This is a genomic window from Paenibacillus sp. GXUN7292 (genome assembly GCF_050864975.1).
Lineage (GTDB): Bacteria > Bacillota > Bacilli > Paenibacillales > Paenibacillaceae > Pristimantibacillus.
Window position 1 is genome coordinate 438,747 of record NZ_JBOZWO010000001.1, and the last position, 18,560, is coordinate 457,306.

Genomic DNA, 18,560 nt, shown 5'->3' on the forward strand with positions numbered 1-18,560 from the left:
AGACTACGCTTAGCGGTGCGAATATAGACCTGTCTAGTTAAGCAATAAGTAATTTCAGTAAGGACGGAGGCAAAATGTACAATAAACTTTCCTATTGGCATAAAGCATTGTTAAGTGCGCTAGCAACTGCTGTTATGATGTGGCTGCTTTTATATTCTCCTACTCCATATGTGATTTTCGAGCCTGGTATTGCAGTTCCAGTTAAGCCTATGGTAGATATTGAGCAAATAAACGGCGAGGAGAGCAAGGGGAAGCTGTTACTAACCGCAGTTAAGCTTTCGGAACCTAATTTTTTTGAAATTATTAAGTCAGCTTTTGACCGGGATAAAGAAGTTTTTTATAAATATAAAGTGTTTCAAGGTCAGTCCAAAAAGCAATATGCCGAGCAGCTTGCGCACGTTATGCAAGGCTCGCAAAACGCAGCGATAGAAGCCGCCTACCACTTTGCGGGCATTCCATATAGCTACAAATTAAAAGCTATTTCAGTAGCCGCAGTGAAAAGCCGCGAAGAAGGTGGGGAATTGCTGCACGCAGGGGATATCATCCTGGGATTAAAAGGAAAAGAGCAGCTGGATAGCTTGAAGGATATGGTGCAGCAGCTAAAGCCTGAGCGAAGCGGCCAAACCTTTGAGCTGGAAATTATAAGAGGAACAGAACCGAAGGATCTGCTTGTCACGCTTGATCTCAATGTTGATTCGGAGCAATGGTCGCTCGAGCAATTGGCGGACCAGCTAGGTGTACAAACCTTTGCGGAAGCCAGGGAGCTGGTACCGGCACAGAGCGATGCTGCCATTGATATTAAAGCTGGAGAAATCGGCGGGCCATCAGCAGGTTTAGTATTCGCTCTGCATGCTATTGATTTGCTGACGGAAGGGGATTTGACCGAGGGGCTTGTTATCGCAGCTACAGGTACGATTAATTCAACGGGGCAGGTAGGCGCGATAGGAGGCATAAAGCAGAAGGTTGTCATTACAAGCAAGCAGGGCGTCCAATTATTTTTAGTGCCAAAGGCGAATGAAAAGGAAGCAGTGGCAAAAGCGAAATCGCTGCATACAGCGATGCAGGTTGTTGGGGTATCAACCTTGCAAGATGCTATAGCAGCGATCCACCAAGTTAAGGGGCGATAATCGGTTTTTCCCGGTAATCTCGATATAATTGTATGCGTGCTTCTGAAGCCGGCTTTGCCAGCTCGTAGACGTGGCTGGCGCGAATATCAAGCTCCAGAAAGTCTGTTAGCTGCTTTGGCCTTGCTGCGCTCATTAGAACAGGCAGCGTGGCTTCTTTGCGCATTCTGCGCAGCAAGCTGCGGCCCTTTTCTGTGAAGCCGAGCACACGAATATAGGTTACGCCCTCAGCAAGCCGCTTGGCCTCGAAGTCTTTTTTACGATGTCCAAGCAGAATAGCCAGCAGTGCACGCTGAAGCTTCGTTCTCGTATAGCGCTTAGTTTTCAGGGCACTCAACATTTCCTCCACAGTTGAAAACGTATTAGCTTGCAGCATATGATGAATGCGATACTCTAGCCCTTCTGTAATTTCATGAATGCTGGCCAGCTCATGAATTGGGGTTGTAAGCAGCTTGTGCAGCAATTGGCTGCGGAAACGTTCCCAGTCCATAGGACAGTGCCTGTTGCGCCAATGCTTTTCAATGATCTGAAAGGTAGCTTCTGGAATATATCCCTTTATTGCTTGCAGGTCTTGCTGTTCAAGCAGCATTTTGCGAATTGCCGTAGCGCTTGCTATCGTGCCGTCTTGAGCGGATGTGTCATTGTATTGCGATTTTTCTCGGGCGATAGTGTAAGGCTTCATCGTGCCGTTTATCCGTCTTAGTGCAGTCAAGTAATGCAGTCCTAAAGTGTGGTTAGGCATATCGAATGAAAATTGTGCCGCATCAAGATCTCCGCAGTGCAACAAATATTGTTTGATTGCTGAGCTGTATGCATTCGGATAGCTGGTGCCAGCTTGGAGCAGCTGCTGCAGCAATGCTTTGAAGTCCTCCGGTTCATTGGCAACGATTCGCGCGGCAGTCTCCAACGGTTTGATGTTGCCGCTCTCCGTTCCAAAGCAGAAGCTGTCCACGACGCCAGTCGCCTGCAGCAGCGATACAGCGCCAAAGGCAAACCACTCCGCCGCTTGTGTCGCATAGGCAGCCGGCAGCTCGATAACCAGGTCGCAGCCGTTAGCCAGCGCCATCTCGGCCCGCGCCCACTTGTCCAGAAGCGCAGGCTCGCCGCGCTGCAAAAAGTTGCCGCTCATTATGGCTACAACAGCATCTGAGGATGTCATTTCTTTTGACTTTTGCAAATGGTAAAGATGTCCGTTGTGAAAAGGATTGTATTCTACAATTAGCCCGACTGTTTTCATGCTTGAATTCCTCTCAAGATGAAGTAATATTAATATAATGGTTATACTATAGCATAGCATATGACAGGGCTGGTTTGAATTTCTAATTGAATCAGGCGCTTAAATAAGGCATTGGCACTCAGCTTGCTGCCGGTTTGGAAGTTTTGACTAATCTTGAACAGTGAAATTGTTGACAAAACGCAGTACAAATAGATATAATAAACTTTGTTTGTTTGAGGTGATCTTATGCAATTTCATATTCAAGAGATGATGTCCAAGGGCTTGCAGGCTACGATCGATCAACAGATTGATGTTAGCGAGCTATTCAAGGGACGGCGTGATGTACTTAATGCAGGACCGCTGCATGTTTCACTTCAGGTAACCGGTTATGATGACTTCATAGCAGTTGACGGTCAGTTGACGATCGACCTGGAGCTGGCTTGCTCGCGTTGCCTGGAACCGACAAAGGAACATACGGTGATATCTTTTTCCGAACAATTCAAGCCTGTTGAATCGATTGAGGATACAGACGAAGAGGAAGAAGCAGACAGCGAGTTTATAGAAGTGACAACGGATAAATTGGACTTGCTGCCCTATTTAGAAGAATCACTGCTGCTGTTTATGCCGTTTGCACCACTATGTGCTGATGATTGCAAAGGTCTTTGCCAGCATTGCGGACATAACCTCAATGAAGGCTCATGCAGCTGCGAGACCGATCACATAGACCCGCGGTTTGAAGCTTTGAAGGATTTGTTTAAAAAATAGTGTTTTGATTATGTGAAGGAGGTGGGAAAGATGGCAGTACCTCAACGTAGAACATCCAAAACTCGCCGCGACAAGCGTCGTACACACTTTAAACTTGCACTACCTGGTATGGTGAAATGTGAGCAGTGTGGAGAGTTCAAAATGTCTCACCGTGTTTGTAAAGTTTGTGGTTTTTACAAAACGAAAGAGATCATTTCCCAATAATCAATTTATTACAGCAATAACGCTTCATCATCCGATGAAGCGTTATTTTTTTTGAAATTAGTGAGGCTTTGTTGCCCGGCAGCTGTTATTTCATATATAATTTGCTAATCCATTGCACATGGACACATTTTTTTATATACTGTTTTAGTACCAGGTGATAAACTTGAATTAGATTGATTATATTTTTGTTATTTAAATAATGGAATCGTTTCATCTTACAGAAAATATAACTAGTATAAAGGTGGTGCCGATCATCGAACGGATGCCTAAACGGCAGCGGCATCAGCAGCTGGCCCAGTTGATTGAGGAAAATCCATTTATTACCGACCGAGAGTTAACGCGCTTACTGAAGGTAAGTATACAAACGATACGGCTTGATCGCATGGAGCTTGGCATACCGGAGCTGAGGGAAAGAATGAAGCTTATGGCTGAACGTTCCTATGACTCGGTCCGCTCTTTGCCTCTGCATGAAGTTATAGGTGATATTATTGATTTAGAGCTGGATCGTAGCGGTATTTCTGTATTTGAAATTAAGGAAGAGCATGTATTTTCAAGAACATCAATAGCCAGGGGACATCATGTGTTCGCCCAGGCTAATTCGCTTGCAGTCGCCGTTATTGACGATGCTATCGCTTTGACGGTTACTGCAGATATTCGTTTTATTCGCCCCGTTAGACTAGGCGAGAAGTGTATTGCGAAAGCTTATGTACGCTCCATTTCTGGCGAACGCAGTAAAGCAAAGGTAGAGCTGTTTACTTATGTTGGCGATGAAATGGTTTTTCAAGGCAATTTCGTTATATATCGATCCGCAGGGGAGTCTGATCAAGAAGGAGGAGAAGCAATTGCGGATCGCAATTGATGCAATGGGCGGGGATAATGCCCCCGCTCTTATTGTGCAGGGAGCTATTGAAGCGGCAAGACAGTTTCCGGATACGGAACTGTTGTTGGTCGGGAACACGGCTGCAATTGAGCCCTTGCTTGGCAGAGGCTGCCCGGGCAACGTGTCGCTTCATCATGCCGATGATATTATAGAACCGGATGACGAGCCGGTTAAGGCGGTTAGACGCAAGAAGGGCGCGTCCATGGTAGTGGCGGGGCAGCTCGTTCGGGAAGGCAAGGCTGATGCGATGCTGTCAGCTGGCAATACAGGAGCACTTATGACAACAGGCCTGTTGGTTGTTGGCCGCATGGAAGGAATAGAACGCCCGGCGCTTGCGCCAATGCTGCCTACGATGGACGATTTGGGCGTGCTTGCGCTTGATCTTGGAGCAAATATGGATGCAAAGCCCGATCATTTGCTGCAATACGCGATTATGGGCAGCTTGTATCGTGAAAAGGTGCATGGACTACAAAAGCCGCGGGTAGGACTTCTAAATGTCGGAACAGAAGCGAAGAAGGGCAATGAAGTATCGCGTGCTGCATTTGATTTGCTCGAAAACGCTCCAATTCATTTTATAGGTAATGTGGAAGCAAGAGATGTGTTGAACCGCAACTGTGATGTGCTCGTTTGCGACGGCTTTGCAGGAAATATACTGCTTAAGGCGATGGAAGGCGCAGCCGGCACTATTTTTTCAGAATTGAAAGGGGCTTTCGGCCATTCCTTAATGACTAAATTAGCAGCTGCCATTATGATGCCTCGCCTGCGCGCTCTAAAGAAAAAAATGGATTATAAGGAGCATGGCGGCGCTCCTCTGTTAGGATTGAAGGGGCTTGTCGTGAAATGTCACGGGTCTTCGGACGTAGTAGCCGTCAAAAATGCAGTACGTCAAGCGAGATTAGCCATTCAAAGTAATTTGATTCATTCGATTGCAGCAGAAATTAATGGGAAGTGAGTGTGTGTAATGAGTTTGCGTCCAGTCGGCATTATTGGAACAGGCAAGTACGTTCCGGAGCGGATATTAACCAATCATGATTTAGAACAAATGGTAGAGACGAATGATGAATGGATCGTCACTCGAACAGGTATTAAGGAGCGTCGCGTTGCCTCAGCTGGCGAGGCTACTTCTGATTTGGCCTACGAGGCATCGCGACTAGCGATAGAGGCAGCTGGGCTTACTGCCGATGATATTGATCTTATAATTGTAGCTACGATTACGCCGGATATGTTTTTTCCGTCTACAGCCTGCTTGCTGCAGGATAAGCTGGGCGCCAAGAAGGCGGCTGCCTTTGATCTGTCAGCAGCTTGCTCCGGCTTCATCTATGGGCTTTCAACAGCTTCCAGTATGATTGCTACCGGTATGTACAAGCATATTTTGGTTGTAGGTGCCGAGACGCTTTCGCGCATTACAGATTACACGGACCGCAATACTTGCATCTTGTTTGGCGACGGCGCTGGAGCAGTTGTGCTGGGCGAGGTTCCGGAAGGCCGAGGCTTCAAATCGTTCGTGCTTGGCGCGGACGGCAGCGGCGGCGAACTGCTTAAGGTTTCTGGCGGCGGTTCAAGAATGCCGGCTACTGAACAAAGCATAGCGGATAAAAAGCATTATATTTATATGGCAGGGAATGATGTGTTTAAGTTTGCTGTTCGCATTATGGGCAGTGCTGCTGAGGAAGCGCTGGAGAAGGCTGGCATGACCAAGGATGAGATTGACTTGCTTATTCCGCATCAAGCCAATATTCGCATTATTCACTCAGCGATGAACCGATTGGAGTTATCTGAGCAGAAAGCAATGATTAATTTGAACAAGTACGGCAACATGTCAGCTGCTTCAATTCCTGTCGCATTGGCTGAAGCAGTCGAACAACAGCGTATCCAGACGGGAGACAAGCTTGTATTTGTTGGTTTTGGCGGCGGTTTGACATGGGGTGCTTCTGTACTTGTATGGTAAATTTATAATAATATGGTAGTAATTGCGGCAGCGAGCGTCAGGTTGTGTGATGGCACTCCTTTCAGCTCGATGGGAATGGGGGAAACATGGGCAAAATAGCATTCATATTTCCTGGGCAGGGGGCTCAGGCTGTAGGTATGGGGAAAGATGCTTATGAAAAGCATGAAGCTGCTCGAGCTATATTCGAGCAGGCGAATGAGGTGCTTGGCTACTCTTTGACAGACTTGATCATGGAGGGACCTGAGGAAGTTTTAAAGCAAACAGCCAATACACAGCCTGCGCTGCTTACAGTAAGCACTGCGCTGCTCCAGGTTGTAAAGGAAAAAGGGCTGAAAGCTGATTATGTAGCCGGCCATAGCCTTGGTGAATACAGCGCGCTTGTCGCTGCGCAGTCTCTTACGTTTCAGGATGCTGTTCTGCTAGTCCGCTCACGCGGTTTGTTTATGGAGGAAGCGGTGCCTGGCGGGCAAGGAGCGATGGCAGCTGTGCTTGGAGCAGAGCGAGGAGCGCTTGACGAGCTTTGTAAGCAAATTTCTTCAGAAGTAAGCGTTGTTGAGCTTGCCAATGTGAATTGCCCTGGACAAATTGTTGTATCAGGCAGTGCTGCGGGTGTACAGGCGGTTGCCGAGCGAGGCAAGGAAGCAGGTGCGAAACGTGTTATTCCACTGGAGGTAAGCGGACCGTTCCATTCCTCATTGATGAAGCCTGCCGCTGAACGATTAGCGCAAAAATTGGCTGAAGCGGCTATTGCTCCGGCAGCCATTCCGGTTGTTGCCAATGTTACAGCCAAGCAAGTAACGGCATCAGAGGAAATTCGCGCGCTGCTTGCTGAGCAGGTATATTCTCCTGTATTGTGGGAAGACAGTATCCAATACTTGATCGGACAAGGGGTAGATACCTTTGTTGAGATCGGTTCAGGCTCTGTTTTATCTGGATTAATTAAAAAAATAGATAAGACCGTTCGTATTATTACTTTGAATAGCCTAGAAGCCATTGAGGCGCTAGATGCTATTGAAGTATAGGAGGGATAGCTTATGTTTGCGAGCTTAGAAGGCAAAACAGCATTAGTTACTGGCGCTTCTCGCGGAATTGGCAGAGCGATTGCGATTGCGCTTGCTGAAGGCGGAGCTAATGTTGCAGTGAATTATTCCGGCAGCGAGGCTGCTGCGGCCGAAACTGTCCAAGCGATTGAAGCGCTTGGCAAGAAGGCGATAATGATTAAAGCAAATGTAGGTAAGGCCGATCAGTTTGACGCCATGGTTAAAGAAGTTATCGATCAGCTAGGCGGCTTGGATATTCTAGTAAATAATGCAGGCATCACAAGAGACAATCTCATTATGCGCATGAAGGAAGAAGAGTTCGACGAAGTAATCGAAACGAATCTCAAGGGCGTTTTTAACGGCATTAAAGCGGTGACACGCTCGATGATGAAGCAGCGTTCTGGCCGCATCATTAATATTTCATCGGTAGTTGGTGTGCTTGGCAACCCTGGACAGGCGAATTATGTCGCTGCAAAGGCTGGCGTAATCGGTTTGACAAAGGCTAGTGCCAAGGAGCTTGCATCGCGTGGAATTACAGTCAATTGCATCGCTCCAGGCTTTATTCAAACGGATATGACAGATCAATTGCCAGAAGAGATGAAAAATACTCTTTCTGCACAAATTCCGCTGGCTAAGCTTGGACAAGCATCTGATATTGCGAACGCGGTGCGTTTTCTGGCCTCGGATGCAGCATCCTATATGACAGGTCAAACGGTTCATGTAGACGGTGGTATGTACATGTAGCTTTCTTTTTAAAATATAGGAAAGTATAAGAAATTGCTGGACAAAGGTTGCAATAGCATTTTATTATTAATTTTCGTATAATACGGTGGAGGAGGTGAACCGGATGAGCGATATAGTAGAGCGTGTAAAACGCATTGTCATCGATCGCCTTGGCGTGGATGAAGCAGAAGTTACTCTTGAAGCTTCTTTTAAAGATGACCTCGGCGCTGACTCACTTGACGTTGTAGAACTAGTCATGGAGCTGGAAGACGAGTTTGATATGGAGATCTCTGACGAAGATGCAGAGAAAATTACTACTGTAGGTGAAGTTGTGAACTACATACAATCCCTTGCCTAATAAGCAGTAGTAAAAGAAACGTTTATGGCGTCCTTGCTTGAGGACGCATAGTTTCTCGAAAAAATATAAGAACAAAGTAAGTGAATATGCTTATTCATTCTTATGTTTCAAGAAAAGTCCCGTTGCAAGACGGGACTTATCTCCATCTATTACGGTTATTTCGCGACTTGTCGCATTTATATAGAAGCAGTATTAGAAATTAGCATCATCTATATTGCTAAGTGCAGGGGTGAATGGAATGAAACATAGAGTAGTTGTAACTGGTATGGGCGTCATTACTTCTCTAGGGTCTGACCTGGAGCAATTTTGGGGCAATTTAATGGAAGGCAAATCTGGTGTTTCTGAAGCAGAAGCATTTGATTTTTCGGACTATACAACTCGAATTGCTGCAGAAATCAAAAACTTTAATCCCGAGGATTACGGTATTGATAAGAAGGAAGCTCGCAAAATGGACAGATTTGTTCAATTTGCTGCAGTAGCCAGCAAGCTTGCCATTGAGGACTCCGGTCTTCGCATCGGCGACAATGCTGATGCAGAGCGCGTAGGGGTTATGGTCGGGTCCGGCATCGGCGGTCTTGGCACTTGGGAAGATCAGCATAATATATTGCTTGAGAGAGGTCCGAAGCGTGTCAGCCCGTTTTTTATTCCAATGATGATTGCGAATATGGCATCTGGACAGGTTTCCATTATGACTGGAGCTAAGGGTCCTAACAGCACAGCAGTTACAGCCTGTGCGACAGGCACGCATTCAATCGGAGATTCTTACAAGCTCATTCAGCGCGGAGATGCAGACGTTATGATTGCGGGCGGTGCGGAAGCGACGATCAGGCCTACAGGAATGGCTGGATTTTGTTCAATGCGCGCTATGTCAGTCCGCAATGACGAGCCAACAAAAGCCAGCAGGCCGTTTGATATTGATCGCGATGGTTTTGTCATGGGCGAAGGGGCAGGCATATTGGTGCTTGAATCACTTGAGCATGCCAAGGCGCGCGGCGCAAAAATCTATGCCGAGATTATCGGTTACGGCATGAGCGGCGATGCGCATCATATGACGGAGCCAGATCCGAACGGAGCGGCGCTATGTATGAAAAAGGCAATTAAGGATGCAGGCATTGATCCTTCAGAGATCGACTATATTAATGCGCATGGCACATCAACGCCTGTAGGCGATATTTCCGAAACGAAGGCGATTAAAATTGCTTTTGGCGATCATGCTTATAAGCTGGCTGTCAGCTCGACCAAGTCCATGACAGGCCATTTGCTTGGCGCTGCCGGCGGGGTAGAGAGCGTAATTATCGGCTTGACGCTGCAAAATGGCATGATACCGCCTACGATCAATTTGGATAACCAGGACCCGGAGTGCGATCTGGATTATGTGCCTAACCAGCCGCGCAAGGCTGAAGTGCGTACAGCGTTGTCCAATTCCTTCGGATTTGGCGGCCATAACGCGACGATTGTGATGAAAGTATATGAAGAATAATTCATTTGATGAGCTGCAGCGTTCGCTGCAGCTTAATTTCAAACAGCCAAAGCTGCTGAAGCAAGCGTTTACGCATACCTCATATGTAAATGAACAAAGAGGCGTTGTTCAGCATAACGAGAGATTGGAATTTTTGGGCGATGCGGTGCTTCAACTGCTCGTTTCAGAATATTTGTATACAACTTACCCCAAGCGCCCTGAAGGGGAGCTGACCCGCATGCGCGCCTCAATCGTTTGCGAAGCCTCGCTGGCTTATTTTGCCGAAAAGCTGGAGCTCGGCGAGCATATTTTGCTTGGCCGCGGTGAGGAGCAACTTGGCGGCAGGCAGCGTCCGGCCCTGCTTGCAGACCTGTTCGAATCGTTGCTTGGCGCTCTTTATCTGGACGCCGGTCTGGAAGAAGTCAGACGATTTCTAGAGCGGTATATGTTCCCTAATATTGAGTCCAATGATTTCGGACTCGTTATGAAGGATGCCAAATCGAAGCTGCAGGAGCGAGCGCAGCATCACGGGCTAGGGGCAATCGAGTATAAAATTACGGAAGAAAAAGGCCCGGCGCATGACCGGGAATTTGTCGTAGAGGTATATCTCGGCGAAGAAAAATACGGTACAGGCACCGGCCGCACGAAAAAGGAAGCGGAGCAGCGCGCTGCTGCTGAGGCGTGGCAAAAGCTGCCTCAGGAAAAGTAAACGCATACGGCAGAAGAGCTGCTGAAATGAAAGGCGCTACGAATGCAAGTGTGCAGGATGGATTACTATACGGAGTGAATGCGGGATGCTGTTGCACGATATGCGATAGCATTCTTTTTGTGTTTTTATAAATGCAGGAAAGTATAAGTTTTCACCTTATACCAGTTTTTATATTGTTTTTATATTAGTTCGGTAAACGTTACTACTTCATTAAAGCGAAGAATAAGGGGGCCGTTTGTCCTTGTCAAAAAAAGACGGTGAAGCAGCCGTTTCTCGTGCATATGCTAGTCGTTTCTTAAGAGTTAATATGATACAATATGCTATGAGGTGAAAGCCATACCATGTTTTTGAAACGGATCGAATTATCAGGTTTTAAATCATTTGCCGACAAGACCGAAATGGAATTTGTCAACGGCATTACAGCTGTCGTTGGGCCGAACGGCTCCGGCAAAAGCAATATTTCAGATGGCATTCGCTGGGTGCTGGGCGAGCAAAGCGCCAAAAGCTTGCGCGGCGGCAAGATGGAAGATGTCATTTTTGCCGGAAGCGATGCCCGCAAGGCAGTCAATTACGGAGAAGTATCTCTTACTCTGGACAATGAGGATAATGCGCTCCCGCTAGAGTACAATGAGGTAACCGTCACCAGGCGTGTTCACCGCAGCGGGGAAAGTGAATATCTCATTAACAAGCAGCCATGCCGGCTTAAGGATATTACTGAATTGTTTATGGATACCGGTATCGGCAAGGAAGCTTATTCCATTATTGGACAAGGCAGAATTGAAGAAATATTAAGTACAAGATCAGAGGATCGCCGCGGTATTTTTGAGGAAGCGTCAGGAATCGTCAAATACAAATCGCGTAAGCGTGAAGCGCAAAAAAAGCTCGATGAGACTGAGCAAAATTTATTGCGCATCCATGATCTTGTCTCGGAGCTTGAGGATCAGGTCGAGCCATTGCGCAAGCAATCCGAGAAAGCTATTCATTATAAATCGCTCAGAGAGCAGCTTAAAACAAAAGAGATCTCGATGTACGTACATAATATCGAGACGGTCCATCGATCCTGGGAAGAGTCCAATCAGAAGCTGGAGCAGCTCAAGCAACAGCAGCTGCAGCTGTCCACGGTCGTAAGCAAGCATGACGCCCATTTGGAAAATGACCGCCAGCTGCTGCGCAATATTGAAGCCGAGCTAGATGAGCTGCACGCTTTGATGCTGCAAATTAGCGAAGAGGCAGAAAAGTGCGAAGGCTACGGCGAGGTGCTGAAGGAACGCAAAAAAAATCTGGAGCAGAACAAGCAGCAGCTTGAGCAAAGCATCGCTGCGCAGGATGAAAGAATCGTACTGCTTTCGAAGGAGGAAGCCGAGTACCGCAGCAAAGCTGCCGGCTTGGAGCTTCAGCTGTCGGAATTGAAGGCGGCGCTTGCCAAGGAAGAAGCTAATTTGCTCGGCGTATCTGGCGAGGCTGTAATGGATGCTCAGGAGCGACTTAAGGCAGAGCTGCTGGAAGTGCTGAGCAGTATGGCTCAGCACCGCAACGAGCTGCGCTATTACGCTCAGCAGCAGGAATCGCTGCAGCGCAGAATGGAACGTCTGGATGAGGATGAAAATAAATGGACGGAGCAGCAGGAACGGCTGAAACAGCGCCATTCTGAGCTCCAGCGGACAATTAATGAAACGTTGGAGCGGCTCAGCAAGTTCCGTAACGATTCTATTACGGAATCCGAAAAGCTGAAAGAGATAACATCTATGCTGGACGAGGTGTCGCAGTCGCTTCGCAAATGGGAGCAAAGGCTGGACAGCTGTATTTCGCGACGGGATACGATGAAGGAAATGCAGGATGCGCTCGACGGTTTTATGCAAGGTGTTAAAGAGGTGCTTAAAGCGTCTAGGCGCGGTGCAAGCGGAATTTCCGGTGTGCATGGCGCGATAGCCGAACTGATTGTTGTGCCGGAACGAATTGAAGTTGCGGTAGAGACAGCGCTTGGCAATGCGATGCAGCATATTGTAATGGAAAATGAACAGACAGCTAGATCAGCCATTAGCTTTTTGAAGCAAAGGCAGCTGGGGCGTGCGACGTTCTTGCCGCTTGATGTAATCAAGGCGCGGCATATACCTGAGCAGGACAAGCGCATGCTTCAATCCCTCGACGGCTTTGTCGGCGTTGCTGCCGAGCTTGTTCAGTGCAACAGCCAGTACAACGCTGTTGTGTTCAGTTTGCTGGGCAACGTCCTGCTTGCAGAGACGTTGGAGCAGGCGAATCGGATCGCTTCGAGATGCCAGTACCGTTTCCGTGTCGTAACACTAGAAGGCGACGTCGTTAATGCGGGCGGCTCGATGACTGGCGGCAGTCTTCACAAGAAGGGTGCAAGCCTGCTTGGGCGCCAGCGCCAAATTGAAGCACTGGATCAAGAAATTGACCAAGCTAAGAGCACTGTAGAGCATTTGCGCGATAAGCTATCCGATTTGCGCAAGGAGCAATCAATCCGCAATCAGAAATTCGATCAGCTGAGAGAGCAGGCGGAGCAGTGCCGTTTTGAAGAACAGCAGGCAAAGTCCCAGCTGGATCAGCTGCAAAGCGAAGAGCGTCATATGAAGGAGCAGCTGGAAATTTCGTCGTCTGATCGCGCTACGCATGTTTCGGAGCAGACAGCTGCCGAGGAAGCGATTAAGCTTGCCAATGAGCGGCTGGAGAAATTGACAGATGATGAAGCAAGATTGCAAGAGGCGATCAAGCTTGCGGAAGAGCAGCGCAAGGCTAGCGAGAATGCCAAGGAGCAGCTTCAGGGACAGTTGACCGACCTCAAAATTGCAGTCGCCAAAACCGATCAGGAGCGCTTGTCGAGTCTGGATCAGGCTGCTCGCGTCCGCACTGATATTCAGCATGCGAAGCAGGAGCTTCAGCAGCTGCGCCAGATTGCAGAGCAGCAAGCTGCTGAGACCATTCGCCATGAAGAGGAAACGAGCAATCAAATCGAGCAGCTCAATGAATTGCGGATTAAAAAGCAGCAGTGCGCAGAGCAGACCGATTTCAAGCGTGCTGCAAGGGCGCAAAGAATTGCTGATCTGGATCAGGGCGAAAATGAAACGAAGGAGCAGCGCAGCCAGCTTCGCGATATTGAAGAGCAAATGCGACAAACTGAAATAGCAGCTAATCGTATGGATGTTGAGCTTGAAAATTTACTGCGCAAGCTGAGTGAAGAGTATGAGCTAAGCTTTGAGCTGGCCCGCACGCAATACCCGGTACCGGAGGATATTGCCGGAACGCAGCACGATGTCAGAGATTTGAAGCGGCAAATTACTGCGTTGGGTGACGTCAACCTAGGGGCGATAGATGAGTATGAGCGCATCAAGGAGCGCTATGAATTTTTATCCGAGCAGAAAAATGATTTAATTGAAGCAAAGACTACGCTTTACCAGGTTATAAGCGAAATGGATGAAGAGATGTCCAAACGCTTTAGGACGACCTTTGAAGCGATCCGCAGCCATTTTGTCGTCGTATTTGGAAAGCTGTTTGGCGGCGGCCGCGCAGATCTGGTTATGGTGGAGCCGGATCGTGTCCTTGATACGGGAATAGATATCGTGGCTCAGCCGCCAGGCAAAAAGCTGCAAAATTTGCAGCTGCTATCAGGCGGAGAGCGGGCGCTGACGGCAATCGCCTTGCTGTTTGCGATTTTGCAGGTGAAGCCGGTTCCGTTCTGCGTGCTGGATGAGGTTGAGGCAGCATTGGATGAGGCCAATGTGTCCAGGTTCGCTCAATATTTGCGAGAGTTTTCTGAACTGACGCAATTTATTGTCGTTACTCATCGTAAGGGTACGATGGAAGAAGCAGATGTGCTTTATGGCGTTACGATGGAGGAAGGCGGCGTTTCCAAACTTGTCTCCGTACGGCTGGAGGAGGAAGAAAACCAAGTAACTGCGTAAATGGCTGTCTTTGATAAAAGATAAAAGGTTTTGAAGGGTTATAGCAAAAATGAAGGAGCTGCAGCAATGAGTTTTTTTAAAAAGCTGAAGGAAAGCATCGCTTCGAAAACAGAGGCGGTAACTAATGTATTTAAGGAAGGCTTGTCCAAGACGCGGACTGCTTTTGTTGAAAAAGTAGAGGAGCTCATTCTTCGCCGCAAAAAAATCGACGAGGAATTTTATGAGGAGCTTGAAGAAATTTTGATCGGTGCAGACGTCGGGGTTATGACGGTTATGGAATTAATCGATGATTTGCGAAAGGAAGTCAAAAAACAAAAAATTGAAGCTGCTGCTGAGCTGCAGCCTATTTTGTCAGAGAAGCTGGTTGCCTTGCTTAAGGGTGACGACAACGCTGAGCTGCGCATGGCGAAAGACGGCATTACCGTTATTCTATTTGTTGGCGTAAATGGAGTAGGCAAAACGACGACAATCGGCAAACTTGCCCATAAATTCAAAAGCGAGGGCAAGAGTGTCCTGCTTGCTGCCGGCGATACTTTTCGCGCGGGCGCAATCGAACAGCTTGAGGTATGGGGAACCCGCGTCGGTGTAGATGTAGTGAAGCAGCAGGCCGGCTCTGACCCGGCGGCCGTCATGTTCGATGCCGTTCAGGCTGCCAAGCAGCGCGGAGTAGACGTATTGCTCTGCGATACCGCAGGCCGTTTGCAAAACAAGTCCAATTTGATGGAAGAGCTGAACAAAATTTTTCGTGTTATACAGCGTGAGATACCGGATGCTCCTCATGAGGTGCTGATGGTGCTTGATGCTACGACGGGACAAAACGCATTAAGCCAAGCCAAGCTGTTTGGCGAGAAGAGCGGCGTTACAGGCTTGGTGCTTACGAAGCTTGACGGCACAGCCAAGGGCGGTATCGTCATCGCGATTCGCAATGAGCTGAACTTGCCGGTTAAGCTTGTAGGGCTGGGCGAAAAAATGGAGGATCTGCAGCAGTTTGACTCGGAGCAATTTGTACATGCACTGTTCGCAGGCTTGATTGTGAAAGAAGAGCAGCAGGACGCAGTAACGCAGGACAAGTAAACGATAGTTAGGAGGACCGGTTTAATAGGCGGTCCTTTTATTTTAAAATAAAAAACATATTGATGTGACAAGTAAAAAGACTTGACAGGCTGAGTGAACTCAAGTATGATAAGTATCGTTGATATGCTGTAAAGGGATGTTACTTGACAGGTTTGCGAAATGTAAGAAGGGGGCGAGGCAATGAGTGCTGAGGAAGCGAATGCCCTGGCCAGAACGACGCGGATTAATTTGTTGTTTGACTTCTACGAGCCTTTATTAACAGAGAAGCAGCGTACTATACTTTCATATTACTATCATGATGATTTCTCGCTTGGCGAAATTGCGTCTGAATTTAATATTAGCCGCCAAGCTGTTTATGACAATATAAAAAGAGCAGAACAGGCGCTTGAAACCTATGAACGAAAATTAGAATTGCTGGAAAAGCACGAACGGCGTGAGCGGCTGATTGGACAGCTGAAGCGCGGTATCGAGCAGTTGGCTTTGACTTCACAAGACAAGCAGTGTCTGATGGAATGGATTCAGGCATACCATCAAACCGAACAATTACAAGAAGGAGGTGACGGTTCATGGCAGCATTTGAAAGCTTAACCAGTCGATTGCAAAATGTATTCAGCAAGCTGAAGGGAAAAGGCAAAGTATCCGAAGAGGACGTTTCGGAGGCGATGCGCGAGGTGCGGCTTGCCTTGCTTGAAGCGGACGTTAACTTCAAGGTTGTAAAGGATTTTATCGCGAAGGTAAAGGAACGCGCAGTCGGCATTGAAGTGACGAAGAGCTTTACTCCAGGCATGGTCGTCATCGATATCGTTAATAAAGAGCTGACTGAGCTTATGGGCGGTACACAGAGCAAGCTAGCCAAGGCTAACAAGCCTCCGACTGTCATTATGATGGCCGGCTTGCAGGGTGCGGGTAAGACGACTACATCAGGAAAGCTTGCTAAGCTTCTGCAAAAAAGCAATCACAAACCGCTTTTGGTAGCATGCGATATTTATCGGCCTGCAGCTATCAAGCAGTTGCAAGTGCTTGGAGGCCAAATCGGCGCGCCGGTATTTGCAATGGGCGATCAAGTATCGCCGGTTGAAATTGCCAAAGCAAGCTTGCAGTTCGCAAAGGACAATGGTAACGATTATGTTATTATCGATACAGCCGGCCGTCTGCATATTGATGAGGCGCTCATGGAGGAGCTCAAGCAGATCCATGCGTTTGTAAAGCCGGATGAAGTGTTGCTCGTTGTAGATGCAATGACAGGTCAGGATGCAGTTAACGTTGCGAAGAGCTTTCATGAGCAGCTTGAGCTGACAGGCGTCGTATTGTCCAAGCTCGATGGCGATACGCGAGGCGGTGCCGCTCTGTCGGTCAAGGCCGTAACCGGCCAGCCGATCAAGTTTGCAGCAATGGGCGAGAAAATCGATGCGCTCGAGCCGTTCCATCCGGAGCGCATGGCTTCAAGAATTTTAGGCATGGGAGACATGCTTTCGCTTATTGAGAAGGCACAAGCGAATATCGATAGCGAAAAAGCGGCTGAGATGGAGCGCAAAATGCGCAATGCCGAATTTACCTTTGATGATTTCCTTGAGCAAATGGAGCAGGTGCGCAAGCTCGGACCGCTTGATCAGCTTATGGATATGTTGCCTGGCATGGGCAAAATGAAGGCAAATATGAAGGATATGAAGGTAGACGACAAGCAGATTTCTCGCGTTGAAGCGATCGTCAAGTCGATGACGAAGGAAGAGAAGCAAAAGCCGGAGCTGCTTAATCATAGCAGACGCAAGCGCGTCGCTGCCGGCAGCGGAACAACCATCGTTGAAGTCAACCGCTTGATCAAGCAATTTGATGATATGCGCAAGATGATGAAGCAGTTCTCATCCATGATGGGACCGAAGGGTCCGAAAGGCAAAGGAAAAAAAGGGCTTAAGGGCTTGATGGGAAGAAACATGAAATTTCCGTTTTAATATATAGAGGCTTTTATTTGATTGAAGGAGGTGAATTATAAATGGCAGTTCGTATCCGTTTGAAACGCATTGGTGCTCATAAAGCTCCTTTCTACCGCGTAGTGGTTTCTGATTCTCATTCCCCGCGCGATGGACGTTTTATCGAAGAAATCGGTACTTACAATCCGGTTGCTCAACCGGCTCAAGTAAAAATCGATGAAGATAAAGCTTTGAAATGGTTGCAAAATGGTGCTCAAGCATCTGATACAGTTCGCAGCTTGCTTTCTCAAGCAGGTGTATTGAAGAAGTTCCATGAGCTTAAGCAACAGAAATAACTGTTGAACAGCGGAGGGCTTTGTGATGAAAGAATTAATTCTTGTCATAGCGAAGGCTTTGGTGGATCATCCTGAAGATGTGCGAGTACAAGTGAAGGATGATGAACGCAGCGTGATTTACGAGCTGTCAGTACACCCCGACGATATCGGTAAAGTAATCGGTAAGCAGGGGCGTATTGCCAAGGCGATACGTACGGTTGTAACGTCAGCTTCAGTCAAATCGAATAAGCGTGTAGTCGTCGATATAAATTCATAGTTCGCACGCGACTAGAGAGGGCTGGGATCATGATCCTGGCCTTCTTGGCGTGTTATAATAGATTGTATGAAACAGATAAAATAAAGGGGCGGTATGATGAGCGAAAAATGGTACACAGTCGGCAAGCTAGTAAATACGCACGGTATTCGCGGCGATGTCAAAGTGCTGCCGCAAACTGACTTTGCTGATGAGCGCTTTGCGCCAGGCAGCGAGCTGCTGCTTGTGAATGAGTCTGGTAAGGAATCGCTGCAGGTTACAGTTACAGCTGCAAGATTGCAAAAAAATATGTATTTTATTCGATTTGCAGGCTTGGACAACATTAACGAAGTTGAAAAATATAAAGGCTGGAGCTTAAAAGTATCAGAGGCGAATCAAGGGGAGCTTGATGAAGGAGAATACTATTATCACCAAATTATCGGCTGCACGGTTGTGTTGGAAGATGGTGAGCAGCTAGGAACGATCAGCGAAATTTTATCGCCGGGCGCCAATGATGTGTGGGTTGTGGATCGTCCAAAAAATCAAGGCAAGCAAATATTGCTTCCTGTCATAGACGAAGTTGTACTTGACGTGGATGTAGCAAACAAGCAGGTGACTGTTCGACTTTTGGAAGGATTGATTTAG

General features: G+C 47.7%; 19 protein-coding genes. 18 read left to right on the forward strand and 1 reads right to left on the reverse strand.

Going from position 1 to position 18,560, the window contains the following annotated elements; translation table 11 throughout:
• Positions 1-74: 74 nt before the first annotated feature.
• The gene (locus ACRRU2_RS01995; protein WP_432499786.1) at positions 75-1,127 is read left to right on the forward strand and encodes a S16 family serine protease; all 1,053 of its coding nucleotides are present in this window, start codon (positions 75-77) and stop codon (positions 1,125-1,127) included.
• Here ACRRU2_RS01995 and ACRRU2_RS02000 read toward each other — a convergent pair.
• On the reverse strand, positions 1,114-2,361 hold the full coding sequence (locus ACRRU2_RS02000; RefSeq protein WP_432499787.1) for a nucleotidyltransferase: 1,248 nt from the start codon (positions 2,359-2,361) through the stop codon (positions 1,114-1,116). The two genes, ACRRU2_RS01995 and ACRRU2_RS02000, sit on opposite strands and share 14 nt — an antisense overlap.
• A gap of 225 nt (positions 2,362-2,586) precedes the next feature.
• On the opposite strand from ACRRU2_RS02000, the gene ACRRU2_RS02005 reads away from it, so the two are divergent.
• The 17 genes from ACRRU2_RS02005 to rimM all read left to right on the forward strand — a co-directional run bounded on the left by ACRRU2_RS02005 (position 2,587) and on the right by rimM (position 18,560).
• Positions 2,587-3,105, forward strand: a complete 519-nt coding sequence (locus tag ACRRU2_RS02005) for a YceD family protein (protein WP_331698306.1) — start codon at positions 2,587-2,589, stop codon at positions 3,103-3,105.
• 30 nt (positions 3,106-3,135) lie between these two features.
• Positions 3,136-3,309 (forward strand): 50S ribosomal protein L32, encoded by a 174-nt coding sequence (gene rpmF, locus ACRRU2_RS02010; RefSeq protein ID WP_331698305.1) that lies wholly within the window; start codon positions 3,136-3,138, stop codon positions 3,307-3,309.
• Between the two features lie 262 nt (positions 3,310-3,571).
• On the forward strand, positions 3,572-4,168 hold the full coding sequence (gene fapR, locus ACRRU2_RS02015) for a transcription factor FapR (RefSeq protein WP_331698355.1): 597 nt from the start codon (positions 3,572-3,574) through the stop codon (positions 4,166-4,168).
• A complete protein-coding gene (gene plsX / locus ACRRU2_RS02020; RefSeq protein ID WP_331698304.1) occupies positions 4,152-5,141 on the forward strand; it encodes a phosphate acyltransferase PlsX in 990 nt (329 codons plus the stop codon). The genes fapR and plsX overlap by 17 nt, the downstream gene beginning before the upstream one ends.
• 9 nt (positions 5,142-5,150) lie before the next feature.
• Positions 5,151-6,137 carry a beta-ketoacyl-ACP synthase III gene (locus ACRRU2_RS02025; protein ID WP_331698303.1) on the forward strand — a complete coding sequence of 329 codons (987 nt, stop codon included), beginning with the start codon at positions 5,151-5,153 and terminating at the stop codon, positions 6,135-6,137.
• An 86-nt stretch (positions 6,138-6,223) separates the two neighbouring features.
• Positions 6,224-7,159 carry an ACP S-malonyltransferase gene (gene fabD / locus ACRRU2_RS02030; RefSeq protein WP_331698302.1) on the forward strand — a complete coding sequence of 312 codons (936 nt, stop codon included), beginning with the start codon at positions 6,224-6,226 and terminating at the stop codon, positions 7,157-7,159.
• A 12-nt stretch (positions 7,160-7,171) separates the two neighbouring features.
• Complete coding sequence (fabG, locus tag ACRRU2_RS02035; protein ID WP_432499789.1) at positions 7,172-7,921, forward strand: 3-oxoacyl-[acyl-carrier-protein] reductase; 750 nt, start codon at positions 7,172-7,174, stop codon at positions 7,919-7,921.
• Positions 7,922-8,024: 103 nt separating this feature from the next.
• On the forward strand, positions 8,025-8,258 hold the full coding sequence (gene acpP / locus ACRRU2_RS02040) for an acyl carrier protein (RefSeq protein ID WP_331698300.1): 234 nt from the start codon (positions 8,025-8,027) through the stop codon (positions 8,256-8,258).
• 238 nt (positions 8,259-8,496) lie between these two features.
• Positions 8,497-9,738: a beta-ketoacyl-ACP synthase II gene (gene fabF, locus ACRRU2_RS02045; protein ID WP_331698299.1), complete on the forward strand. Its 1,242-nt coding sequence runs from the start codon at positions 8,497-8,499 to the stop codon at positions 9,736-9,738.
• Positions 9,728-10,426, forward strand: coding sequence for a ribonuclease III (rnc, locus tag ACRRU2_RS02050; protein ID WP_331698298.1), 699 nt, complete (start codon positions 9,728-9,730; stop codon positions 10,424-10,426). The genes fabF and rnc overlap by 11 nt, the downstream gene beginning before the upstream one ends.
• A gap of 341 nt (positions 10,427-10,767) precedes the next feature.
• Positions 10,768-14,346, forward strand: a complete 3,579-nt coding sequence (gene smc / locus ACRRU2_RS02055; protein WP_432499790.1) for a chromosome segregation protein SMC — start codon at positions 10,768-10,770, stop codon at positions 14,344-14,346.
• Positions 14,347-14,412: 66 nt separating this feature from the next.
• A complete protein-coding gene (ftsY, locus tag ACRRU2_RS02060) occupies positions 14,413-15,420 on the forward strand; it encodes a signal recognition particle-docking protein FtsY (protein ID WP_432499791.1) in 1,008 nt (335 codons plus the stop codon).
• Between the two features lie 180 nt (positions 15,421-15,600).
• Positions 15,601-16,008 (forward strand): putative DNA-binding protein, encoded by a 408-nt coding sequence (locus ACRRU2_RS02065; RefSeq protein WP_432499792.1) that lies wholly within the window; start codon positions 15,601-15,603, stop codon positions 16,006-16,008.
• Positions 15,987-17,369, forward strand: coding sequence for a signal recognition particle protein (ffh, locus tag ACRRU2_RS02070; RefSeq protein ID WP_432499793.1), 1,383 nt, complete (start codon positions 15,987-15,989; stop codon positions 17,367-17,369). Before ACRRU2_RS02065 ends, ffh begins: the two co-directional genes overlap by 22 nt.
• A gap of 41 nt (positions 17,370-17,410) precedes the next feature.
• On the forward strand, positions 17,411-17,683 hold the full coding sequence (gene rpsP / locus ACRRU2_RS02075) for a 30S ribosomal protein S16 (protein ID WP_331698293.1): 273 nt from the start codon (positions 17,411-17,413) through the stop codon (positions 17,681-17,683).
• A gap of 25 nt (positions 17,684-17,708) precedes the next feature.
• A complete protein-coding gene (locus ACRRU2_RS02080) occupies positions 17,709-17,939 on the forward strand; it encodes a KH domain-containing protein (protein ID WP_331698292.1) in 231 nt (76 codons plus the stop codon).
• 96 nt (positions 17,940-18,035) lie between these two features.
• Positions 18,036-18,560: a ribosome maturation factor RimM gene (rimM, locus tag ACRRU2_RS02085; protein WP_331698291.1), complete on the forward strand. Its 525-nt coding sequence runs from the start codon at positions 18,036-18,038 to the stop codon at positions 18,558-18,560.